Raw genomic sequence first — 24,714 nt, forward strand, 5'->3', positions numbered from 1 at the left:
CATAACAGGATTTTGCAAAATTCGATTCCAGTCGCTCCAAAGTGCAATATATAGACGAACTAGACCATTTCGATCTATATATTGTTCATTGAAAGTCGCTTATTAGATTTTTGCAAAATCCTCAATACAACTATTTTACCAAAAAATCCAGACTGTGAAAGAGGGTGTCAAGGTTATGAAGTGGATTGTAGGATTGGGCAACCCCGGTCCCCAATACGAGAAAACGAGACATAATGTCGGATTTATGGCATTGGATGCTCTTGCCTCGCGTCATAACATCCAGATTAACCAAAGCAAATGCAAGGCGTTGATTGGAGAGGGCCACATTGGTGGCGTGAAAACTGTACTGATTAAGCCAATGACCTATATGAATCTATCAGGCGAGTCTCTACGTGCTTATATGGACTATTATAAGGCCGATATGGAAGATCTGGTTGTCGTGTACGATGACCTGGATACAGAAGTCGGTAAAATAAGATTGCGTTATCAAGGTAGCGCAGGCGGCCATAACGGCATTAAATCGATCATTCAACATACCGGCACGCAGTCCTTCAATCGGATTCGCATGGGCATTTCCCGCCCGGAGCCTGGACATGCTATTGTCGATTATGTTCTAGGTACCTTTCCAAAGAAGGAAAAAGAATTGCTGGCCGGAATGATCGAGGACACGTGCAACGCCTTAGAATACAGCTTGAGTCATCCGTTTGAACGGACGATGGCTGAATTCAACAAGTAAGTTTAGACGTAGGCAGACGGGCTTAAATGGAAGATTGTTGGACATACTGAAAGGTATAGAAAACTTTCAGGAGGCATATACATTACATGGTTGTTAATTATGTATGCAGACATTGTCGAACTTTCTTGGGACGAATTGATTCCGCGGCAATAACCGAAGAAAGGTTAGGCTTCCATTCCTTGACCCCTGCCGAACGTAGAGATATAATAGCGTATAATTCGGGCGGTGAAGTGACCGTCAAAGTCATTTGCGAGCATTGCAGTCAGGCGCTGGAGAATAATCCAGAGCTGAGTCTGCTCGTTAATCCGCTCCAATAACAGGTATTCAACTGGTCGGATATACCAGCTTGAGAGGTGAAGCGGTAATTCCGCTTATGGAGCCTTGGCAGCATTGCTGAGGCTTCTTTTTCGGTTTACATGTAACTATTTATAAGCATAAAGGGGTGCCTTTTTTGTTACAAGCACTTATTCAGGCTTTTACGAAGGATGCTGATTATGCATCCATTGCAGCAGGCATATCATCAGGGATGAAGGAACAACTGATATCAGGTTTATCAGGCTCTTCCCGACAGGTACTGATGGCCGCGCTTGCCGAAGATACCGGACGACCGTTAATGGTCATGACGCACAATATGTTTGCCGCTCAAAAAATAGCAGATGACTTACAGGAAGCGCTTTCTCCTGATCAGGTTTTATTGTATCCTGCCAATGAGCTGGTAGCTGCTGAAGCAGCCATATCCAGTCCAGAGACCTTATCCCAACGAATTGATGTATTGATACGCTGCGCCCAGGGTTTTCGTGGGATTGTTGTCGTGCCGTTTTCTGGTGTTCGACGTTTATTGCCAATGCCGGAAACATGGCGTGAGGCTCGTATTGAGCTGAAAGAAGGCGAAACGATTCAGCTGGAAGCATTTTTGCTACATATGGTCGAGATGGGATACCAGCGTGTAGAACGTGTGGAATCACGTGGAGAGATGAGCGTACGCGGAGGAATTATTGATTTTTATCCAATGACCACCCGTTGGGGCTATCGTGTGGAGCTGTTTGACGATGAAATTGATTCGATCCGCAAGTTTGATCCGCAAGATCAGCGCTCGGTGGAAAAGGTTCAGGCCGTTACTGTAACGCCGTGTAAGGAAGTTATTGCGAATAACCAGCGTATGGATCAGGCGGCAGATGCCGCTGCTATTTTGTTGGAGGAGCAGCTGGGCAAAATGACGGATCGTCAAGCTAAGCAGCATCTGAAAGAAGAGATCCATCGTGAAATTGAGTTGCTGCGAGAGCATGTGTATTTTGACGAAATCTATAAATATATCTCCCTGCTGTATCCTGAACGTAAAACCCTGGCAGATTATATGCCAGAAGATACGATTCTGATTATTGACGAACCGGCGCGTATGCTAGAAACAGCCAAGCAACTGGAACGGGATGAGTCAGAATGGAATCTGCATTTGCTTCAAAACGGTAAAACGTTACCGCAGCTAGAACTGTCAGACGACGCGGACAATCTGCTGTACAACCGGAGATTTCAGACGTTGTTCCTGTCGATTTTCCTCCGTCAGGTTCCTCATACCCAGCCGCAAAATATTTTGAACTTCATCTGCCGAGGCATGCAGGATTTCCATGGCCAAATGAATGTGCTCAAGGCGGAGATGGAACGTTGGCGCAAAGCTGGCACACAGGTTATGATGCTGGCGAGTGGAGATGAACGTCTGGACCGGATGCGCCGAGTGCTTGAGGATTACGGTATTGATGAGCCGACGATGGCTATCGGTAATCTGCAAAGCGGTTTTGAAATGCCATCTATTCACCTGGCGGTCATTACCGAGGGTGAAATGTTTTCCCAGAAGCAGCGGAAAGCTCGTAAGCAGGGCCGCCATGTGGATAATGCAGAACGGATTAAAAGCTATAGCGAGCTGAAGGTGGGCGACTACGTCGTACACCAAAATCACGGGATCGGGAAGTACATGGGGATCGGCACGCTGGAGGTTGGCGGTATCCATAAGGATTACATGCATGTCCTCTACGCGGGTGGAGATAAGCTGTCAGTGCCGATTGAACAAATTGATTTGATTCAGAAATATGTTGGCTCAGAGGACAAGGAACCCAAGATTTATAAACTGGGTGGCAATGAGTGGACACGGGTTAAAAGTAAGGTGCGCAGCTCGGTTCAGGATATTGCGGATGACTTGATCAAGCTATATGCAGAACGACAGTCGGCACCAGGGTTTGCTTTTGAAAAGGATTCACCGGAGCAACAAGAGTTTGAGGATATGTTCCCGTATGATGAGACACGTGACCAGATTCGGGCCATCGAAGAGATTAAGAAGGACATGGAGCAGAGCCGCCCGATGGATCGTTTGCTATGCGGTGATGTAGGTTACGGCAAAACTGAAGTTGCGATTCGTGCTGCTTTTAAGTCTGCTATTGAAGGCAAACAAGTAGCGGTGCTGGTACCGACGACGATTTTGGCACAGCAACACTATGAGACGTTCCGTGAACGTTTTTCAGGGTATCCGTTCAATATTCAGGTATTGAGCCGTTTCCGCTCGCGCAAAGAGCAGAATGAAACGATTAAAGGGGTCCGGCAAGGCACGGTCGATATTGTCATTGGTACCCATCGTCTGTTGTCGCAGGATCTGGTATTTAAGGACCTGGGAATGCTGATTGTCGATGAAGAACAGCGATTTGGCGTAACCCACAAGGAAAAGCTGAAGAAGCTGAAAACGAACGTAGATGTGCTGACGTTAACGGCAACACCTATTCCGCGTACGTTGCATATGTCCATGCTGGGTGTACGTGACTTGTCAGTCATTGAGACGCCACCGGAAAACCGTTTTCCAGTGCAAACGTATGTGGTTGAGCATAGCCAGACTCTAGTCCGTGAGGCCATTGAACGCGAGATGGCACGCGGAGGGCAGGTGTACTATCTCTATAATCGTGTGCAGGGTATTCAGGAGATGGCTGCAGAGATCAATGCGCTCGTACCGGAGGCCAAGGTGGGCGTGGGTCATGGACAAATGTCCGAAACCGAACTGGAGAAAACTATTTTGGATTTCCTGGATGGCGAATATGATGTGCTGGTCAGCACCAGCATTATTGAAACTGGCGTGGATATTCCCAATGTGAATACACTCATTGTGCATGATGCCGATAAAATGGGGCTTTCCCAGCTTTATCAGCTGCGTGGGCGTGTAGGTCGTTCCAATCGGATTGCCTATGCTTATTTCACGTACCAGCGGGATAAGGTGCTCACGGAAGTGGCGGAGAAGCGCCTTCAGTCGATTAAAGAATTTACGGAGCTGGGCTCCGGCTTCAAGATTGCAATGCGCGATTTGTCCATCCGCGGCGCGGGTAACTTGCTTGGCGCTGAGCAGCATGGATTCATCGCATCCGTCGGCTTTGATCTTTACTCGCAGATGCTGGCTGAGGAAATTAATAAACGTAAAGTCAGCGTACTTGGAGAAGAGGATCAGTCCAATCGGAATTGGAGTACGTCGATTGATTTAGGCGTCGATGCTTACCTGCCGGGTGACTATATTTATGACAGCATCCAGAAAATTGAGATTTATAAAAAGGTTGCAGCGGTCAGTACCTTTGACGAGGCTTCTGAACTGGAGGATGAACTGGTCGACCGATTTGGCGATCTGCCAGAGGCTGTGCGTCATTTGCTAACCGTGGCCCGTCTCAAGGTATATGGACGCATGTATGGCATCGAGTCCATGGTACAACGGGATGACAATATCGTGTTGAAATTCCATGAAGGGCGCCAGCAGGCGGTACAGACCGCCAAACTTGCCGAGATTGGCAATCGCTTTGAAAGACGTGTACAATTTGAACAGGGCACTTCTATGAGCGCACGCATAAAGGGTAAAGGTCTAAGTGATCCACAGTTGTTAGAACTGCTGGAACAATTTTTGAGTGCATTGAAAGAAGCATTCACATTGAAGGAGGAACTGCAAAATGCCACAACTAAATAAAAGAAAACCTTGGAGAATGCTCTCCTTGGGAATGGCAGCGCTGCTAGCTATATCCGTTCTGGCAGCATGTACGAAGCAAGCGGATGAGAACAAGGTCAAGGATGAACCGAAGGACAACAGCAAGGTTGTCGTGACCTATAAGGGTGGAACGATTACCGAAAATGAGTTCAACCAAGAAATCAGCATGATGAAATTCCTGTACCCGGAATATGAGGCTGCGTTAGCTTCGGATCAGGTACGAGAGCAAATTGTAAAGCAGGAAGTGGTGTACAAGCTTCTGGCGGCTAAAGCGGACGACAAAGCCAAGGAGCAGGGTGCCAAAGAAGGGAACGAACAACTGGAGCAGTATAAAAAGTCAGTCGGAGAAGATAAGTTCAAGACATTTCTAAGTGATAAAAAACTGACCGAACAAGGTGTGAAAGATTACTTCACGCGTGTAATGACGGTAATCAACAGCGAAACTAACAAAGTAACAGATGACCAGCTAAAACAGGAATTTGAGAAAAATAAAGATCAATTCACGACAGCAACCGTGCGTCATGTATTGATTAACTTCCAAGATCCTAAAACAAAGAAAGAGCGCAAAAAAGAGGATGCCCTCAAGCTGGCGAAAGAAGTGAAAGCGAAGCTGGACGGAGGAGCGGATTTTGCGACGATTGCCAAGAAATATTCAGAAGACCCAGGTTCTGCGTCTAACGGAGGTCTGTATGAGAATGCATCCGTAGCGCAATGGGTACCTGCCTTTAAAGAGGCCGCTGAGACTCAACCGATTAACAAAATCGGTGAGCCGGTGGAAACGGAATACGGATATCACGTGATCAAAGTGGAGTCCCGCAATGAGCCAACGTTTGATAAATTGAAAGACAACGAAAAGGCTGCCCTGAAGAATAAATTGGCCGGGGAAAGTATCCAAAACTTTACCGAAAATGATTTGACGAAACTTGATTTGAAAATCAATCTGCCGAAGGTACCAGCTACGCAAGAGAAAAGCGGTGCAACTTCCGGTGCCGGTAGCACAACTACACCGGGCGCAACAACAAACGGTACGGGCGATGCCAAGGCAGGAACAGCCAAAGATGGAGCTACAAACGAAGGTAAATAACTGAACATGCATAAGGAATTGGGAACAGATGAATACTATGGTCAGATATCACCATAAACACCATGACCGTGACGTTCTTCGTGACCGCTTCTGGGGGAGTGGAAGCGTCTTTCGATACCGTCAGTAGTTTACTAAATTCTTCTTGAGAAAGTGGGGCAACATGTGAAATGAAAGCTACTGGTATAGTTCGCCGTATTGATGACCTTGGGCGGGTAGTTATTCCAAAGGAAATTCGCCGCACCTTGAGAATTCGTGAAGGAGATCCGCTTGAGATTTTTGTGGATCGTGACGGAGAAGTCATTTTGAAAAAGTATTCACCTATTGGTGAACTTGGTGATTTCGCCAAAGAATATGCTGAGTCCCTGTTTGAAAGCACGGGCCATATTACAATGATTACCGATCGGGACACCATTATTACGGTGGCTGGAGGCTCTAAAAAAGAGTTTCTGGACAAGCCAATCGGTAGCATTATCGAAGGTAGTATGGATAATCGCAAAACTGTGCTGGAGACAGCCAGCGGCTCTTATGAGCTAACGCGAGACCACGAAGAAACACTCTCGTCCTTTGTGGCGGCTCCCATTGTTTCCGGTGGTGATCCCATTGGTTCCGTTGTATTGTTGAACAAGGACGAAAATGTAAAAATGTCCGAAATGGAGGTCAAAATGGCTGAAACAGCCGCTGGCTTCCTGGGCAAACAAATGGAACAGTAACATCCCGTTTCACCCCTGTATGACGTACAGAATGGCGAAAGCCGTCCTACGTTGCACAGGGTTTTTTTTCTTTCCGTGAGAAGAGGCGGTATAATAGGACTCGGGTAAGATGCATATTTCAGGTGGGAGTGGAGACGGAGAATGCAGGAAAATCGCGCCGCTTCGCGGCTGCTACGAGGTGCTGTCATTTTGACACTGGCAGCGGTAGCGAGCAAGCTGATCGGCACAGTGCAAAAAATCCCGCTGCAGAATATCGGCGGCGACGGCGTGTTTGGCATTTATAATACGGTTTATCCTTTTTATACGCTGTTCATTACCATTGCAGCTGCTGGATTTCCGGCTGCAATATCCAAATTTGTAGCTGAGTTTGAGGCAGTGGGAAACCGAGCAGCGGGGCAACGTGTTGCTCGGTTATCTTCGCTTGTATTGGGTGTCTTCGGATTGATCCTGGGCGTGCTGATGTATACGTGTGCGCCGCTCATTGGTCAATGGATCGACAATGCTCACGTCATTCCGTCGGTGAGGGCGGCGGCGTTTGCCTTTTTGTTTGTGCCGGTTATGGCGGGACTGAGAGGATATTTTCAAGGTTTGCAAAATATGCTTCCGACTGCTGTTTCCCAAGTGACGGAGCAGGCGATACGGGTAAGCGTGATGATTATACTGTTGCTGCTCATGCTGTCACAAGGAGCGGGAGCAGATATGATTGCTGCCGGAGCCGTGTTTGGTTCAGCAGCAGGTGGAGCAGCGGGCTTGGTCGTCATGTTGCTATATTGGCGAAATCACAGGAAGAGGCTTAGAAGGCAAGGGACGGTCATGGCGACAGTGCAAGCACAAGCTGGAGAGCTACACCCAGCGGAAAGCAATGGTGCCTTGTTAAAGGCGATACTGCGTTATGCCCTGCCTGTTTGCCTTGGAGCGCTAGCCGTTCCGTTAATTAGCCTGGTAGACACATTTACTGTACCTCGCTTGTTAAAGCAGGAGGGATTGGACGATACTGCGGTTATGGTGGCCTTTGGCGTGTATAACCGAGGTCTGCCGCTGGTACAGCTAGTCATGATGTTTGCCACCACCCTGTCGGCATTATTCATTCCATCGCTGGCTGAGGCCCGGGTAACCGGCGGTACGGAACTGGCACGTCGCCAGTGCGAGCAATCGCTGCGCTGGTTTTGGCTACTGGGACTGGCCGCTGCGACAGGCTTGATCGTGCTGGCTGTGCCCGTCAATGTGATGCTGTATGCGGACGACACCGGCAGCGGGGTCATGCGCTGGATGGCGCTAACCGCCGTAGGCGGCACGCTCAGCATTATCTCGGCTGCGCTGCTGCAAGGGCTTGGCGCAGTTCGCGCGCCGGCTCTAGCGATGCTCGCGGCCGCAGCAGCCAAGGCGCTGCTAAACTGGCTGCTCGTGCCGCAGCTAGGCACGGCTGGAGCCGCCATTGCGGGGGCTGTCGCCTATCTGCTGGCGGCGGTGATCAACATCGTGCTGCTGGCTCGCTTGGTAGGCCTGCGTGCGAGCTGGTCCGCCAGCGTGCTCAAGCCGGCGGCGCTGCTTATCGCCCTGGCTGGTGCGGCCGGGGCAGCGATGTGGGGCACCAGCGCTGTGCTGGGTGCCTTGGGGTGGGCTGCCGGAGGTCGTGCCACGGCAGCCGCGGAGAGCCTGCTGGGCGTAGCCGCAGGCGCCGTAGTGTTCGTGATCGGCCTCGCACGCTTGAGGCTAATCACGGAGGACGAGCTTGTGGCAGTGCCCAAGCTCGGACGCCCGCTGGCAGCCGTGTTGCGCAGGCTACGTGTACTGGCTTAGCCAGGCATACGGCTTACGGCGTGAAAGCGGCACAGCCATTTTATGAGCCTATACCACTTTGTGGTATAGTAAATGCCAAAGCAAAGGAAGCGGAGGCGGGGTTAGGCCGTGTATTTTTTCGAGCACGAGCCTTGTTTCTGCGAAACGGAGGATGGGATATGAGCGTAACATTAACGGTCGTAGGTCTGGGCTCGGGAGATCCGGATCAGCTTACGATAGGGATATTGAACAAAATGCGAGGCGCTTCAGCGCTGTACCTGCGGACCAAGGAGCATCCTGCGGTTCAAGTGCTGAATGAGTTTGAAGTGGCTTTTGAATCGTTTGACAAGGTATATGAGACAAAGGAGTCTTTTTCAGAGGTATACGAGGAAATTACCAGCCAATTGATTACGACGGCTGCTAAGGCGGCAGATGGAAGCGAAATCGTCTATGCGGTTCCTGGTCACCCTATGGTGGCAGAAGCAGCGGTGCAGTTGCTTAAGGATCGTTGTCCTGCGCAAGGGATTGAACTGAATATTCTAGGGGGCGAAAGTTTCCTGGATGAAGCTTTTGTGCGTCTTGGTTTTGATCCGATTGAGGGTTTTCAGTTGTTGGACGCAGGTACACTGGATGCCAGCTGGCTCCAGCCTCAGCTGCATACGCTGATCGGACAGGTGTATGACACCTTTACGGCTTCTGATGTGAAGCTGTGCCTGATGGAGCGGTATCCTGACGATTATGAGGTATATGTGGGTCACGCCCTTGGGGTAGAAGGGGAGGAAACGGTGCACAAGGTACCGCTGTACGAGCTGGATCGAGTAGAGGGCTACGGGAACCTATCCTTGGTATACATACCTCGCAGTGAAGATGAAGCGCTGAAACGGCGTTCTTTTGACCGTCTGCATGAGATTGTCGATATTTTGCGTAGTCCGGAAGGCTGTCCATGGGATCGTGAACAGACGCATCAGTCGATCCGCAAAAATCTGATCGAAGAAACGTATGAAGTCATCGAAACGATAGATGAGGACGACCCTGAGCATATGAAGGAAGAGCTGGGCGATCTGTTGTTGCAAATTTTGCTGCATGCCCAAATGGAAGAGGAAGTCGGAACCTTCAATGTATATGATGTTATTCAGGGGCTGAATGATAAGCTTATTTTCCGTCATCCACATGTATTTGGTGACAATCAGGCGAATGATGCGGAAGAGGCGCTGCAAAACTGGGAGCAGATGAAGGCTGAGGAAAAACGGCTTAAAGGCACGACGGCAGCATATCCTTCTGTACTGGACGGGGTTCCGCGTGATCTGCCTGCTCTTATGAAATCGTACAAGCTCCAGAAGAAAGCAGCTAAAGTAGGCTTTAACTGGGATAGCATTGAGGGCGTATTCGATAAATTGGACGAAGAAGTGGCTGAGCTGAAGGAAGCGGTTCGTGAAGGGCATGCTGTGGAAGCCCAGTTGCTGGAGTTAGGCGATGTGTTATTTGTTGCCGTGAATGCAGCCCGGTTTATGGGAGTAGACCCGGAAGAGGCATTGTCGGCTACCAATCGCAAATTTGTCGACCGCTTCCAGTATATTGAGCAGAAATTACGCGAGCAGGGACGTCGTCCCGAAGAAAGCAGCGTAGATGAAATGGAGACTTACTGGCAGGAAGCGAAAAAGCTCCTTGGTAAAGCGTGATTCCACATATTCGCTTTTGGCTGCACAGAACAGTAAAATGAGACATATGCAGGGTTGAAAGAAGGCCCAGTTTGAGAGGACTTGCCAATGGGCAGAGTTTTGTAGTAGGATGTTGGCTTAACTGGGGTCGAATAAAAAAACGCCTGTCATTGCAGGATTTTTACGGACAAGCCAGAATAACTTGTAGTAATTCTGAAAATAACTCTAGCTTATAGTTAAGCGTGTTACAGTGACATTCAGAAGGGCTTCGGCCACAGTTGGACCTCACGTCTGCTCCATCAATGGACATGCAGCGTGATGATTATTTTTTGACATTTGGGAGGCTTTTATCTTATGAACAAGACAGATCTGATCAACAATATTTCCAGCAAAAGCGGTTTGAGCAAACGTGACGTTGAAGCTGTATTGAATGGCGTTCTTGGTGAAATTACAGATGCACTCGCTAGCGGTGACAAAGTGCAACTGATCGGCTTTGGTACTTTCGAAACACGCAAGCGTTCCAGCCGTACAGGCCGCAATCCACAAACCGGTAACACGATTGAAATTCCAGAATCGACCGTTCCTGCTTTTAAAGCCGGTAATAAGCTTAAAGAAGCCGTTAACTAATGCGTCTTGATAAATTCTTGAAAGTCTCGCGGCTGATTAAGCGGCGTACGGTAGCCAAGGACGTCTCCGAACAAGGGAGAGTGCTGGTGAACGGACGCGAAGCCAAGCCGAGCAGTGCGGTCAAAGTAGGCGATGAAATTACCGTCCAGTTTGGCCAGAAGCTGGTGACCGTGCGAGTGGAACGGCTCGCCGACACTACACGCAAGGACGAGGCTGCAAGTATGTACACGTTGGTAAAGGAAGAGCCTATTGCCAGGGACAATGGTTTGAACTGGTAAGCAGACATCTGATTTTCTCACAACTGTACATGAAAGCATTCCTTCATTATTTTATGAAGGAGTGCTTTTTTTTCTTTAGATGACGAGTTTTCGTCCATCATATGCTGATTAACAGCAAAAGCGGTTCTAAATCATACGGCCCCCTTCATAAGCTAAGAACAGAAGGAGGGGTACATGCCATGATTGAACAAGGGAAGTCGAAGCACCATGATCTGCGCATGCAAAGCCGCAAGCAACTCGATATTTCAGGCGTCAGCAATGTGGAGAGCTTTGACAGTGAAGAATTTTTGCTTCAGACCGAGCTGGGCCATCTCACCATTCGCGGACAACATTTACATATCAAAAACCTCAGCCTAGAAGAGGGACTGTTGTCCATTGAAGGTCTGATTACTTCCCTCGTCTACCTGGAGCCCGGGGCCCCGGCTAAAAACGGAAAAAGCCTATTCGGCAAGATCTTCAAATGAACCCTTACACGCAATGGCTGACGTTAACGTGGATGCTGGTGTCGGGCATAGCCATGGGAGTGGTGTTTGACAGCTACCGGGTGCTGTCCATCCGCTTTCATTTTGCCCGCTGGAGCGTTCATATATTGGACGTGCTGTACTGGGTGGCCTCGGCTTTGTTTATTTTCCGTGTGCTATACGCGAGTAATCGCGGTGAGCTGCGGTTTTATGTCTTTTTAGGACTACTTTTGGGGGTTTGGCTCTATTTTTGGGCCTTTAGTGTTACAACCCAACGTTTTGTGGTAATGTTATTAGAGATAGTTCGCAGACTGACGTTGATCGTGAACAGCATACTGCGCATCCTGATTGTTCTTCCGGTGTTAGCGCTGTATCGGCTGTTACGCAAGCTAGTCGGATGGACATGGGCACTTATTGTGTTCCTGGGAAGGATGCTGATATACATCCTGATGCCGGTTTGGAAGCCGATCCTATGGCTGATCGGTCCACTTAAAGCGCGCTGGAGGACTCCAGAGTCGCTCGTAAAGCTGGGTATCAGACTGAAAAACACAGCGAAAAGATGGTTTGGAAGGAGGTAGTATCATGCGTAATTCGTCTGTAGATCGCCATTCATCTTCTACGTCCAAGTCCAACGCGGGCGGGCGCAGGCGAATCATGATTTGGTTGCTATCGCTTGCCGCCTTTGGTAGTTGGGCAATTTTTACCTTTTTTTCTCAAGGCATGATTATGGCCGATCGAAATGAACAGCTCATCCAGAAGGAAAAGCAGAAGCAAGCTGCTACACAAACGGAACAACAGCTTCAAACCGAAGTGAATCGTCTCAAGGACCCTGAGTACATTGGCGAGATTGCCAGAAGCAAGTACGGTCTTTACAAACCGGAAGAGACGCCAATCATCGGAGATCAGAAATAGGAACATTATCGGGCCAATGCTTAGTTGACCTTGGTTCCGCCATTTTGTATAATCAAATCACCACAGCGGGATTTTTTTGCAAAAAAATCGGTTGTATATTTTAAGGGAGGATCATTTTATTCTATGGCAATTGAAGTGGGCACCAAGTTAGAGGGCAAAGTGACAGGCATCACGCATTTTGGAGCATTTGTGGATTTGTCTGGAGGTGTCACGGGTCTCGTTCACATCTCGGAAATCGCCGATAACTATGTTAAGGATGTTAACGACCACCTGAAGATTAATGATGTCGTGACGGTGAAAGTCATTAATGTTGACAAAGATGGCAAAATCGGACTTTCCATTAAGCAAACGATTGACAAGCCGGCAAGTGAAGCCCGTCCCCCAAGAGCTCCAAGACCGGAGCGTACAGGAGGACCAGGCGGAGGCGACCGTTTCGGCGGTGGAGGTTCAGGTCCAAGTCAAGGACGCGGTGGTGGTGGCGGTGGTTTCAACCGCGATCGTGGAGGCCGTTCTTTCAAGCCTGCACCGGGTAAACCTTCATTTGAGGATAAAATGTCACGCTTCCTGAAAGATAGTGAGGAACGCATTTCGTCGCTGAAAAAGAACACCGAAGGTAAACGCGGAGGACGCGGCGCGAAGCGTGTTTAATTCACTTTGACAACCGTATCAACCATACACGGAAAACCGTACAGTCGAAAGACTGCTACGGTTTTTTTGCGTTCTACCGACAATAGATGCGACATGCAATGGTGTGGACGATAAATCCGGTTATCGTTATACATGTATTTTATGAGATTCGCAATTTTGATGAAGACGAGGAAGCATTCGTGCTGGAAAGCGAATGTTTTTTTTGTCGTGAGGACATAATCGTCCGACAAACTCCAACGGTTTTCCGTCTATCTTCTGTGCAAATCGCTAGTCTTGGTCATAGTGATGGACGACATAGAGAGGTCAAGCAAGGAGTTAAGAGACGCAACTTCCATCTGCTTCCATACGGGCGTAGCTTGATGTTCAAGGTGATGCTCTGTCCTTTCGCGCAGAACGTTTTTTTGTCGGAAATTTCTTGGAATAAGACGTGAGGTTCTGACAAACTTTCTCAATCATTCCGGTTTAAGATGGGAACATCAAATTGATGAATGGGGTGCCTGACGCATGATGGAGAAATGGAACGTGGTACATTTTCCGGGGTTAAAATCTAGAAAGTCCAAATCCAAAGAGCGTACGGAAGGTTGGTCTTCCAGACTCAGAAAACGGCTGGATTCACATAAAGTGGTGCAATGGGTAACAGCGCAAAGATGGATGCTGCTATTGTCGGCTATGGGAGTTCTACTGGGACGCGCCACTATTTTGGACGAGCTTTCTCCTTTTGCCCTCGCTTATTTTGCGGTCATTACGTTTCTTCGGCGTGACCTGATGCTGCCTGTAGCTTTATCCGTTGTGTTAGGCAGCCTGTTAGCTCCTTATCCATCGTTATTTATGATTGGTGGTGAGCTACTGGTATTTTATTTCCTGTATCGCGGGTTACGAACCTTCGATCGTCTGGAACTATCCTATGCCCCGCTTATGGTTTTCTTGTCTGTGTTTATGGTCAATTTATTTAACGCCGTGATGGCTCCAACTTTCACATGGTATGAACTTATCATTGTGGGAACGGATGCGGTTCTCAGCTTTATGCTTACGCTGGTATTCACACAGGCCATACCGTTGTTTACGTACCGCAAGAAGACAAGCCAGCTCAAAAATGAGGAAATTTTATGTCTTATTATATTATTAGCCTCTGTGATGACAGGAGCAGTAGGATGGACTGTTCATTCATTGTCTGTCGATCATGTATTGTCGCGATATTTGGTCTTGGTGTTTGCTTTGGTGGGAGGTGCTTCGCTGGGTGCATCGGTCGGTGTCATTACCGGTTTAATTTTAAGCTTGGCCAATATGTCTGCAATTGTGCAGATGAGTTTACTCGCTTTTGCAGGTTTGCTGGCAGGGATGCTGCGTGAAGGGAAAAAGGGTGCTGTTGCGCTTGGGATGCTGCTAGGCTCCTCCATTCTGACGATCTATTTGGATGGGACCGGAGACGTGCTGACATCAACCTGGGAGAGCTGTGCGGCGATTCTATTATTTTTAATGACCCCAAAAAGTTTCTTTAAAGCGGTTTCTACCTATGTTCCCGGTACGCAGGACCATGCTAAATCTCAGCATGAATATGCCAAAAGGGTCCGCGATCTTACCGCAGAGCGAGTAACGAAGTTTTCCCGTGTATTCAGTCAGCTATCCCGCAGCTTTCACCAGATATCTGCAAGTGAGGGCGCGAAGTCGGATGGTGAAATCGAACACTTTATGAATGCGGTGGCGGAAGGGACATGTGCCTCCTGCTTCAAGTGTGAGCAGTGCTGGGACGGCAAGTTCATGCAAACCCATCAGTATATGACTGAAATGATGAGCGCCATTGAGGATAACCCGGATTTGGAGCCGGAACAGATTCCCCCGCAATGGAGTAAGGCATGTGCTAAAACGGGCGCTGTCCTGCAAGTGATGAAGCAGCAGTATAGCCTCTACCAACATAATATGCAGTGGAAGCGCCAAGTATACGATAGTCGTCAGCTTGTTGCTGACCAGCTATCGGGCGTATCACAAATCATGGAGGATTTAGCGCGAGAAATTCAGCGGGAAGGGCAGACCATGCATCGGCAGGAGGAGCAAATACGGGAGGCTCTTGATAGACTGGGCTTGTCCATCCAATCTATTGAGATTATTAATCTGGATGCAGGTCAGGTAGAAATTGAGATTGTCCATGCCTATACAAGGGGATTTGATGAATGTCGGAAAATCATTGCTCCACTGCTGTCGGACATACTGGACGAGCATATAGCTGTGATGCGCGAAACGGAGGCAGATCGCCGCCAAGGCTTGGCTACAGTCATGTTCGGCTCTGCTAAAACGTATGAGATTGCTACAGGGGTAGCTAGTGCGGCCAAAGGAGGTGATTTTTTCTCAGGAGACAGCTACAGCATGATGGAGCTAGGGAACGGGACTTTTGCAGTCTCCTTAAGCGATGGCATGGGAAACGGAGAGCGCGCGCAGCAAGAGAGCAGTGCAGCACTTAACATTTTGGAGGAATTACTGCAATCGGGTATGGACGAAAAATTGGCGATCAAGTCGGTTAACTCTGTCCTGATGCTGCGATCACCTGAGGAAATGTATGCTACGGTCGATATGGCGCTGATTGATCAGTATACGGCCCAGACAACCTTTATGAAAATTGGATCTACGCCAAGCTTTATTAAAAGAGGAGAGGAGGTCATTCCCGTATCTGCCAGCAATTTGCCGATTGGCATTATACAGGATATTGAAATTGATTTGGTATCCCTGCAGCTCCAGCCGGGTGATATTCTCATTATGATTACAGACGGTATATACGACTCACCGGGTTATGCGGTTAATAAGGAAATATGGATGAAACGCATGATTCAGGAAATTGAAAGCGAAGATCCTCAGCAGTTGGCCGACTGTTTACTAGAAAGGGTTATTCGATACCAACAAAATCAAATCTATGACGATATGACAGTAGTCGTTAGTAAAATAGATCACTTCCGCCCAGAATGGGCAACTCTCCATGTACCTGGCATGAGGTGGTTGGAACGTCCACGGACGGTGAGCTAATCCGACATTGCCCGGGAAATTCCTTATTCGTTTTTTAAAAATCCGCATCCTTCGTTTGAATCGTTCCGGATTAGGCAAAGATAGAATCTATCGGAATAGATTAAGAGGAAGCGGAGGTCAAAAAACGATGAAGCAAATTTTGATCATAACAGACGGGTGCTCAAATGTAGGTGTTAGTCCAGTCATGGCGGCTGCCCAAGCTCTACGGGAAGGTATTACAGTGAATGTCGCCGGAGTCATAGATTATGGAACTATTGGCGAGCTTGGCAGCGCGGAGATTCAAGAAATTGCTAAAGCAGGGGGAGGGTTTAGCCAAATCGTTGGGACGAAGCAGTTGGCACAGACCATGCAGATGATGACGCGCAAAACGGTGGTTCAAACCATTCAGCAGGCGGTTAATAGAGAGTTAACGCACATTTTGGGCGAGGGTGGCGCCAAACATATCGGTGAACTTCCTCCGGCAAAACGAGCCCAAGTGGTTGAGGTGATGGATGAGCTGACAGAAACAAGCACCCTGGAGATTGCTTTACTCATTGATGCAAGTGCGAGCATGAAGCCCAAGCTGCCTGCTGTAGAGGACAGCATTCGTGATTTGCTGCTCAGTTTACAGTCCAGAAGCGGACACAGCCGTATATCTGTATTTCATTTTCCGGGCGGCAAAATGGGAGAAGACGCAGTCATGGATATCGGTTGGACCTCTGAGCTTAATCAGATCAAATCGATATTTGGACGCTTGCGGATGAAAGGGGCAACACCGACAGGTCCTGCCATTTTACAAGTGATTGATTATTACCGATATGTTACACTAGGAGAACAGAAAGATCTGGAAGAATCCTATGGCAAAGGAGAAGGGATGCTCGGTGACTACGTCGTCTGATCCCGTTCTTGCACCCGGAACGGTCATCAAGGGCAAGTGGAAGCGGAGCAGCTATGTCATCCAGCGCTTGCTGGGCCGGGGAGCGAACGGAACTGTATATTTGGTAAAAGAAGCACAGGCCGATCGGCAATTTGCTCTGAAAATGGGGAAGAACACGCTTGATCTGCAATCGGAGATTAATGTGCTAACCACATTGCAGTCTCAGGGCACTCAGACCGCCCTCCAGCGAAATGGGAATCCTTCCTTTTTGTTTGAGGTGGATGATGTAGTGTTACGCAGCGGAGAGATACCCTTTTATGTTATGCGGTACGTTAAGGGTGATCCACTTCATCGCTTTGTGGCAGCCAAAGGGCCGGAATGGTATGGCGTGGCTGGAACCGGTATACTGAATCGTCTGGCGGATCTCCATCAGGCAGGGTGGGTGTTTGGCGACCTGAAGCCGCAGAATATTTTGGTCAATGCCTATGGAGAGGCTGAATTAATTGATTACGGTGGGGTGTCTCTTGCTGGCCGGAGTGTTAAACAATTTACAGAATGGTATGACAGGGGATTTTGGAATGCTGGCAGCCGAAATGCTGATTCCCAGTACGACCTGTTTGCCTTCGCTCTTCTAACGATTCATATATTGGAGAGCGAATCGTTAAAGGCGGCTGCCAGCAGGCTGCCACAGTTGCGTAATACGGCAGAATTGACGGTCATCATTCGCCGCAGCCGTGTATTACGCCCCTATGCCGAATGGCTACTGGGTGCAGTGCGTGGAGAATATTCCGATACTCGTGCAGCGGCCCGATCTTGGTCACGTTTGGCTTCCGCACATGTCAGGCAATCGTCGGTCAAAGGAGGGAATCCACGCTGGCTGGGATATGCTTTCACGGTATCGCTTTTGCTGCTTGCCGGAGCGCTCTGGATTGCGTTAAGGTAGCAGCATGACTTACATAAGATAACAGATGATCATCATTTTTACGGTAGGGAGAAAAGAGGGTCGGGAATGGGAACAACAAAACCGACCGGTGTTGTACAGGAAGTGCTCGCCTTGGCGCGAGATCATTCACTGTGGAGCCCCGGAGACCGCATTGTGGTTGCTGTATCCGGTGGGCCGGATTCGGTGGCCCTTTTGCACATTTTACATGAAATATCCGTTATACATATGCCTTTACAACTCGTCTGCGCTCACGTTCATCATGGATTCAGACCAGAGGAATCGGATGCGGAGGCTGAAGTGGTACGCAATATTGCCCGAAAGCTTGAACTTCCATTTGAAATGACTCGGGTCGATGTACCCGCTTATATGAAGGAGAGTGGTAAGGGACCACAGGAAGCAGCACGCGAGCTGCGCTACAGCTTTTTACATGATATGGCTACAAAGTGGGAAGCACAGCATATTGCAATGGCTCACCACGGCGACGATCAAGCCGAAACAGTTCTTTTGCACTTGCTGCGTGGTAGCGGCCCAGCAGGTTTGGCGGGTATGCGTTTGGCACGCAATGAAAAAAATGTGCAACTCATTCGCCCGCTGCTACGTATGTACAAGGCTGACCTGATTGAGTTTTGTAACTTGTATGGTCTTTCCTACGTGATAGACAGCACTAATTTATCGTCCAAATACCGCCGTAACGCCATCCGCATGGATGTGCTTCCTTTTTTGGGGCAATATAATGAGCGACTGACACCATCTCTGAACCGGCTGGCCGAAACGATGGCTGACGAAAATGACTTTATGGAGGCATCTACGCTGTCAGTATACGAGAAAATGGTGAGCTTGGATAATGGCAGGTACATGTTTCCCATCGCTTCATACCGTAAGCTACCCGTTGCTTTACAACGGAGGTTGATTAAACTAATATTAAATTATCTGCCTTCGGACAGTGAAAATTTTGATTTTCGTAAAATTGAGACCGTTCGACTAAGACTTCTCCAAGAGGCATCGTCTACATGGAGTTTGGATTTGGGAGGCGGTGCGGTTGGAGTCCGCGAATATGACCAAGCGGTTTTGTTTGACCGTACGCAAGTCGTTATGGGCGAATGGTGCTATGGACTAAGTGTATTGCCTATTTCCGGTGAGCTAGAGTTGCCTGAGGCAGGTGGTATACTTCGGTGGCGAAGGGCTTCCTATTTGGATGGGGATCATCCGGCCAATAAGGAGGAAGCGTGGTTCGACGCAGATCAATTGAGTCTGCCTTTGACTGTACGCTCGCGATTACCTGGAGATACCATGTATGTAATGGGATTAAACGGAAGAAAAAAGGTTAAAGATATTTTTATTAATGAAAAAATACCTCCTTCAATGCGTTCCGTTATTCCCATCGTCTGCGACCACTCTGGAGCTATTCTCTGGATTCCGGGCGTACGACGTTCTGTACATGCCGCGGTGCAAGAGCACACGTCTTCGGTTATATATATGTCATGGCAAAGACGAGAGAGTCCGGGGCACCGGTAATTGCACAGGAACGGCTTTCATAGTATAAACTTAGGAGGTTTACACCGTTGCAAAATGATATTCAGGAAATATTGATCAGCGAAGAAGAAATTCAGAGTAAAATTAAGGAATTGGGTGCACAGCTCAGCGTAAAATATGAAGGGAAAAATCCATTGGTGATTTGCGTACTGAAAGGTGCGTTTATCTTTATGGCTGATTTGGTTAAATCCATTACAGTGCCATTGGAGCTTGATTTCATGGCTGTATCAAGTTATGGAGCGTCCACAAAATCCTCAGGTATCATCAAAATCATTAAGGATTTGGACGCATCTGTGGAAGGACGCGACGTTCTGATTGTCGAAGATATTATCGACAGCGGCCTGACGCTGACACATTTGATTGAACTGCTCAAGAATCGTAATGCCAATTCGGTATGTGTCGTAACCTTGTTCGACAAGCCTGCACGCCGGACGGTTAATCTTGAAGCAGATTATACTGGATTTACGCTTCCAGATGCGTTTGTTGTCGGCTATGGTCTGGACTATGCCGAGCACTACCGGAACCTCCCATACATAGGGATTTTGAAGCCGGAAATCTATACCAGCTAATCTCAGCCTCCAGTCCTAGGACTAAATAAGGCCCTTTGTTGAGAAGGACTTACAGGCTATGGTAAAATAACTTAAGTGTCTCGAGAGGAGGTAGGGGATGAATCGGTTCATCCGGAATTCTGGTTTTTATTTGATTCTTTTTTTAGTTGTGGTGGGTATCGTTCAGTTTGTTAGTAACAGTAACGAAGCCTCCGATCTCCCTAGATATGACCAATTACGGCAAGAGGTTAAAGCTAATAACATCTCTAAAGTAACGGTCCAATTTGACGGTTACGCCTATCTTGTAACCGGTGCATATAAGAAGCAGCCGGCTAATGCTAAATCGACCAATTTTTCCGTATATGTTCCACCAACGGATCAAGCACTAAGTGAACTGGTAAATGCCAGCGAAACGAACGGGTTTGAATATGTACAGAAGAAAATGGAAGGCGAAAGCATCTGGCTGACGTTTTTGACTTCTATCATTCCTTTGGTGATCATGTTCCTGTTGTTCTTCTTCCTGTTTAATCAGGCACAGGGCGGTGGCGGCAAAGTTATGAACTTCGGCAAGAGCAAAGCCCGTCTGTATAACGAAGAGAAGAAGAAGGTTACGTTCGAGGACGTGGCAGGGGCTGACGAAGAGAAGCAGGAGCTTGTCGAAGTCGTAGAATTCTTGAAGGACCCACGCAAGTTTGCAGCTGTGGGCGCTCGTATTCCGAAAGGTGTTCTGTTAGTGGGCCCTCCAGGTACGGGTAAAACACTCTTGGCAAGAGCTGTTGCAGGCGAGGCTGGAGTACCGTTTTTCAGTATCTCAGGTTCTGATTTTGTAGAAATGTTCGTCGGGGTCGGTGCTTCCCGTGTTCGTGATTTGTTCGAGAACGCTAAGAAGAACGCACCTTGTATCATTTTCATTGATGAGATTGATGCCGTTGGACGTCAACGTGGCGCTGGATTGGGTGGCGGACATGATGAACGTGAGCAGACGCTCAACCAATTGCTCGTAGAGATGGATGGATTCGGCGCAAACGAAGGTATTATCATCGTAGCTGCTACAAACCGTCCGGATATTCTCGACCCGGCGTTGCTTCGTCCAGGACGTTTTGACCGTCAAATTACGGTTGACCGTCCAGATGTTAAAGGCCGTGAAGCAGTATTGTATGTACATGCTCGCAACAAGCCGTTAACGAAGGATGTTAAATTGGACGTAATTGCGAAACGTACAACAGGCTTTACAGGCGCTGATCTCGAAAATCTGTTGAACGAAGCTGCCTTGTTGGCGGCTCGTCGTAACCGCAGGGATATTTCGATGCGAGAAGTAGATGAAGCAATCGACCGTGTTATCGTAGGTACAGAAAAACGCAGCCGCGTAATCAGTGACCGCGAGAAACGAATTGTTGCTTATCATGAAGCAGGCCATACGATTATTGGTTTCTTCTTGGAAAATGCCGACATGGTTCACAAGGTAACGATTATTCCACGTGGACGTGCAGGCGGATATGTCATCATGCTTCCGAAGGAAGACCGCATGCTGACAACTAAGCAGGAATTGCTGGACAAAATCACTGGATTGTTGGGTGGACGCGTATCCGAGGAACTGTTCATTGGTGAGATCGGAACAGGAGCCTATAGCGACTTCCAACAAGCAACAAGCATCGCACGTAGCATGATCGTAGAATATGGTATGAGTGAGAAACTTGGTCCGATGCAGTTCGGTACTTCACAAGGCCAAGTATTCCTTGGACGCGATATCGGTCATGAGCAGAACTACAGTGATCAGATCGCTTATCAGATTGACCAGGAGATGAATCGTTTCATCACTGAATCTTATGAGCGTGCTAGAGAACTCCTGACCAAGTATTCCAAAGAGGTTCATTTGATTGCTCAAACCTTGCTGGTAGAAGAAACCTTGGAACTTGAACAAATCAAACGTTTGATTGAGACAGGTTCTTTGGATGGTGGCACGACTGAAGGAGAAGGAACACCGGAAAACGGTGAGCCTGTGATCGACAACATTGGAGACGTCCGTGTACGTATTCAAGGTAAGGATGAAGAGCCTAAGAATACAACAGATCAACCGAATGATATCCCTAATCTGCAAAAGCCAGAGGATGATAACAATTCGGGCAACTCCGGTGGTACTCCACCGACAACAACCTAATCATTCAATGGATAGTTGAATAAGCTTATATGCAAGCTCCGGGGAACCAGGTATTATTGGTTTTCCGGAGCTTTTTAAATGGAAGATTATTGCTAACGTGATTTGACAGACACCGGAACGTTGTGTACATTTATTGTTAAATAAACGGCTGTCGTCTTCTTAGCTTATAAAAGCCAACAGCTGCTGCAATCGACTTTCTATTATTTTGAACATATACGTGAGCGCATACTGTAGAACCTATGGTGTGCGCTATTCTTCTGTGAAATCAGGTGAAGGCATGATTCCAAGATATCTAGTTGATTTTGATGTAGCGGAATTGACCCGATTGGAAGCCGACGTGTTAATTATCGGCTCGGGCATTGCGGGCTTATATACAGCCATTAAGGCTGCAGAGAATCGGAAAGTGTTGCTGATCACCAAGAAGACTTTGATGGAAAGCAACACACGTTATGCTCAAGGCGGCATTGCTGCTGTCACATCGGATGAGGATACACCTGCTTATCATATGCAGGACACCCTGATTGCTGGTGCAGGTTTGTGCGAACCAGAGGCGGTCAGAACGCTTGTCCATGAAGGTCCAGTTGGTATTCAAGAGTTAATACGTATGGGAACGGCTTTTGATCGTGTGGATGGTGAACTAGCATTGACACGGGAAGGAGCGCATAGCCATCGGCGTATTTTGCATGCGAATGGAGACGCTACGGGTTATGAAATTGTTCGTGCGTTGTCAAAGCAGGTTGCTGCTCATCCCGGTATCGAAGTGTGGGAAGAGTGCATGGTCATCGACCTGCTGACTGAGCATGGTGAGTGTATTGGGGCCCTCGTCCAAAAGCCAGGTGGGGAAAGGTCGTATATCACTGCTAATGCAACGATTTTGTGCTCAGGAGGTAGCGGGCAATTATACCGTTATACGACTAACCCGGATATTGCAACCGGGGATGGTATTGCTATGGCGTATCGTGCTGGGGCGATTGTCCGGGATATGGAATTCATACAGTTTCATCCTACGGCGTTGTGCCATCCGGGCGCTCCAAGGTTTCTAATTTCCGAAGCTGTACGGGGAGAAGGAGCCGTGTTACGCAATATTCACGGAGAACACTTCATGGACAAGTATGATTCACGGCAGGAGCTTGCACCCAGAGATATCGTAGCTCGTGCTATCATTCATGAGATGGAACGCACCCAAGCTGCGTTTGTATACTTGGATATTACGCATGAGCCGCCTGAGCGGGTGAAGCGACGTTTTCCAACCATTTATCGGACATGTCTGTCATTTGGTTTGGATATGACGACAGACTGGATTCCCATTGCGCCTGCTGCCCATTATATGATGGGTGGTGTTCAGACCAATTTACACGGGGAAAGCTCCATTGCGCGTTTATTCGCCTGCGGGGAGACCTCTTCTACAGGTGTTCACGGAGCTAATCGTCTTGCGAGCAATTCATTATCTGAAGCTATTGTATTCGCCAGCAGGATTATTGAGCGACTGCATTCATTGCCACCGCTGGTCGGCCATACGTTGATATCTTATAGCGATAACCGCACAGAGTTCCCGGCTTCATCCGTCACGGAGCAACGGCATAAGATGCAAGAAGCAATGGTTCGTTATGCTGGAGTTCGTCGGCACGGCGAGGGGCTGCAAGCAGCATTAGATGAGCTGCAAGGGCAATTGCCTATTTTCGAGGCTGTGATCGCTAGCCGGGAAGAGATCGAATTTGCCAATTTGCTCACATGTGCTTTATTAGTAACAGATGGTGCGTTACTGCGTGAGGAGAGCCGGGGAGCGCATTATCGCGAGGATTTTCCTGAGACAGATGATAGCGCCTGGCGAAAGCATGTTCAGCAGCGACGTGATCAAGGGATAACGGAGGAGTACGTTCATGACATCTAACAGCGAGCTTTATGGAGAGTTTAGTGGATATCAGGAGGAACTGACGGCACAAATTCGCAGCTGGCTGCGAGAAGATACAGGCTCTGGCGATGTGACCACGCGCTGGACGATTGAGCAGGGCCACCAATCCAAGGCTGTCATTCATGCCAAGGAGAGCGGCGTAGTTGCGGGTTTACCCGTGGCTGCCCTTGTATTTCAGGTAGTGGACCCTTCCTTGTCGTTTACTCCGCTGGTGACCGATGGACAGTGGATTGAAAAGGGAAGCGTTTTGGCTGAAGTAAATGGAAGTACCCATGCGATTTTGACTGGAGAGCGACTGGCGTTAAATTTGCTCCAACGAATGTCTGGCATTGCCACGCGGACTCGAGCTTTTATAGATCAATTGCATGGCTTGTCCACCCGCTTGGTGGATACACGCAAAACAACACCGGGACATCGGCTGCTGGAGAAGTATGCTGTTCGTGTAGGCGGTGGCTCGAATCATCGCTTTGGCCTGTACGATGCTGTTATGATTAAGGATAATCATATTAAGGGCGCAGGTGGGATTGAACAAGCTGTGAGTCGAGCGCGCGCTAATATACCGCATACGATGACGATTGAAGTAGAGACGGAAAACATGAAACAAGTGCAGGAAGCCCTGGAAGCTGGGGCGGATATCATTATGCTGGATAACATGTCTGCCCCAGATATGAAGGAAGCCGTTCGGTTCATTCGGGAACGGGCACCACATGTCAAAACAGAAGCCTCGGGCAATGTATCGCTGGATACAGTGCGTGAGATGGCTGAGAGTGGCGTAGATGTGATTTCTGTAGGCAGGCTGACATACTCTTTTCATAGTCTGGATATCAGCCTTGACCTTAACGCAAAGAAAGATAGGTGACAC

Annotated in this window: 22 protein-coding genes; all 22 read left to right on the forward strand. The window is 48.4% G+C overall.

Annotated elements, in window-relative coordinates; translation table 11 throughout:
• The first annotated feature begins 175 nt into the window (after positions 1–175).
• Positions 176–736, forward strand: a complete 561-nt coding sequence (gene pth / locus MKY98_RS00200; protein WP_029519374.1) for an aminoacyl-tRNA hydrolase — start codon at positions 176–178, stop codon at positions 734–736.
• Positions 737–822: 86 nt separating this feature from the next.
• On the forward strand, positions 823–1,053 hold the full coding sequence (locus MKY98_RS00205) for an anti-sigma-F factor Fin family protein (protein ID WP_007428020.1): 231 nt from the start codon (positions 823–825) through the stop codon (positions 1,051–1,053).
• Between the two features lie 134 nt (positions 1,054–1,187).
• Complete coding sequence (gene mfd, locus MKY98_RS00210) at positions 1,188–4,715, forward strand: transcription-repair coupling factor (RefSeq protein ID WP_069011229.1); 3,528 nt, start codon at positions 1,188–1,190, stop codon at positions 4,713–4,715.
• Complete coding sequence (locus MKY98_RS00215; protein ID WP_069011230.1) at positions 4,699–5,817, forward strand: peptidylprolyl isomerase; 1,119 nt, start codon at positions 4,699–4,701, stop codon at positions 5,815–5,817. Before mfd ends, MKY98_RS00215 begins: the two co-directional genes overlap by 17 nt.
• Before the next feature lie 167 nt (positions 5,818–5,984).
• Positions 5,985–6,527, forward strand: coding sequence for a stage V sporulation protein T (spoVT, locus tag MKY98_RS00220; protein WP_029519371.1), 543 nt, complete (start codon positions 5,985–5,987; stop codon positions 6,525–6,527).
• Positions 6,528–6,668: 141 nt separating this feature from the next.
• Positions 6,669–8,327 carry a putative polysaccharide biosynthesis protein gene (locus MKY98_RS00225; protein WP_069011231.1) on the forward strand — a complete coding sequence of 553 codons (1,659 nt, stop codon included), beginning with the start codon at positions 6,669–6,671 and terminating at the stop codon, positions 8,325–8,327.
• A gap of 158 nt (positions 8,328–8,485) precedes the next feature.
• Complete coding sequence (mazG, locus tag MKY98_RS00230) at positions 8,486–9,985, forward strand: nucleoside triphosphate pyrophosphohydrolase (RefSeq protein ID WP_069011232.1); 1,500 nt, start codon at positions 8,486–8,488, stop codon at positions 9,983–9,985.
• A gap of 333 nt (positions 9,986–10,318) precedes the next feature.
• Positions 10,319–10,591: an HU family DNA-binding protein gene (locus MKY98_RS00235; protein WP_007428028.1), complete on the forward strand. Its 273-nt coding sequence runs from the start codon at positions 10,319–10,321 to the stop codon at positions 10,589–10,591.
• Positions 10,591–10,869: an RNA-binding S4 domain-containing protein gene (locus MKY98_RS00240; protein ID WP_016818913.1), complete on the forward strand. Its 279-nt coding sequence runs from the start codon at positions 10,591–10,593 to the stop codon at positions 10,867–10,869. Before MKY98_RS00235 ends, MKY98_RS00240 begins: the two co-directional genes overlap by 1 nt.
• 179 nt (positions 10,870–11,048) lie before the next feature.
• Entirely contained in the window at positions 11,049–11,333 is a 285-nt protein-coding gene (gene yabP / locus MKY98_RS00245) for a sporulation protein YabP (protein WP_025721693.1), read from the forward strand.
• Positions 11,330–11,908 (forward strand): spore cortex biosynthesis protein YabQ, encoded by a 579-nt coding sequence (gene yabQ / locus MKY98_RS00250; protein ID WP_029514620.1) that lies wholly within the window; start codon positions 11,330–11,332, stop codon positions 11,906–11,908. The genes yabP and yabQ overlap by 4 nt, the downstream gene beginning before the upstream one ends.
• Positions 11,909–11,912: 4 nt before the next feature.
• Entirely contained in the window at positions 11,913–12,242 is a 330-nt protein-coding gene (locus MKY98_RS00255; protein ID WP_029514621.1) for an FtsB family cell division protein, read from the forward strand.
• 123 nt (positions 12,243–12,365) lie between these two features.
• Positions 12,366–12,890 carry a S1 domain-containing RNA-binding protein gene (locus MKY98_RS00260; protein ID WP_014279051.1) on the forward strand — a complete coding sequence of 175 codons (525 nt, stop codon included), beginning with the start codon at positions 12,366–12,368 and terminating at the stop codon, positions 12,888–12,890.
• A 98-nt stretch (positions 12,891–12,988) separates the two neighbouring features.
• A complete protein-coding gene (locus MKY98_RS00265; RefSeq protein WP_069011233.1) occupies positions 12,989–13,321 on the forward strand; it encodes a hypothetical protein in 333 nt (110 codons plus the stop codon).
• Positions 13,322–13,394: 73 nt separating this feature from the next.
• The gene (gene spoIIE / locus MKY98_RS00270; protein WP_081317563.1) at positions 13,395–15,902 is read left to right on the forward strand and encodes a stage II sporulation protein E; all 2,508 of its coding nucleotides are present in this window, start codon (positions 13,395–13,397) and stop codon (positions 15,900–15,902) included.
• Positions 15,903–16,029: 127 nt separating this feature from the next.
• Positions 16,030–16,779, forward strand: a complete 750-nt coding sequence (locus tag MKY98_RS00275; RefSeq protein ID WP_023986444.1) for a VWA domain-containing protein — start codon at positions 16,030–16,032, stop codon at positions 16,777–16,779.
• Positions 16,763–17,701 (forward strand): protein kinase domain-containing protein, encoded by a 939-nt coding sequence (locus MKY98_RS00280; protein ID WP_069011234.1) that lies wholly within the window; start codon positions 16,763–16,765, stop codon positions 17,699–17,701. Before MKY98_RS00275 ends, MKY98_RS00280 begins: the two co-directional genes overlap by 17 nt.
• 66 nt (positions 17,702–17,767) lie before the next feature.
• A complete protein-coding gene (gene tilS, locus MKY98_RS00285) occupies positions 17,768–19,216 on the forward strand; it encodes a tRNA lysidine(34) synthetase TilS (RefSeq protein WP_069011235.1) in 1,449 nt (482 codons plus the stop codon).
• Between the two features lie 47 nt (positions 19,217–19,263).
• Complete coding sequence (gene hpt, locus MKY98_RS00290) at positions 19,264–19,803, forward strand: hypoxanthine phosphoribosyltransferase (protein ID WP_023986447.1); 540 nt, start codon at positions 19,264–19,266, stop codon at positions 19,801–19,803.
• Positions 19,804–19,900: 97 nt separating this feature from the next.
• Complete coding sequence (ftsH, locus tag MKY98_RS00295; RefSeq protein ID WP_029514626.1) at positions 19,901–21,940, forward strand: ATP-dependent zinc metalloprotease FtsH; 2,040 nt, start codon at positions 19,901–19,903, stop codon at positions 21,938–21,940.
• Between the two features lie 277 nt (positions 21,941–22,217).
• Entirely contained in the window at positions 22,218–23,831 is a 1,614-nt protein-coding gene (gene nadB, locus MKY98_RS00300) for an L-aspartate oxidase (protein WP_069011236.1), read from the forward strand.
• Positions 23,821–24,711, forward strand: a complete 891-nt coding sequence (gene nadC, locus MKY98_RS00305; protein ID WP_039274023.1) for a carboxylating nicotinate-nucleotide diphosphorylase — start codon at positions 23,821–23,823, stop codon at positions 24,709–24,711. The genes nadB and nadC overlap by 11 nt, the downstream gene beginning before the upstream one ends.
• Positions 24,712–24,714 lie beyond the last annotated feature (3 nt).

The organism is Paenibacillus sp. FSL M8-0228 (assembly GCF_038007385.1).
Taxonomy (GTDB): domain Bacteria; phylum Bacillota; class Bacilli; order Paenibacillales; family Paenibacillaceae; genus Paenibacillus; species Paenibacillus polymyxa_D.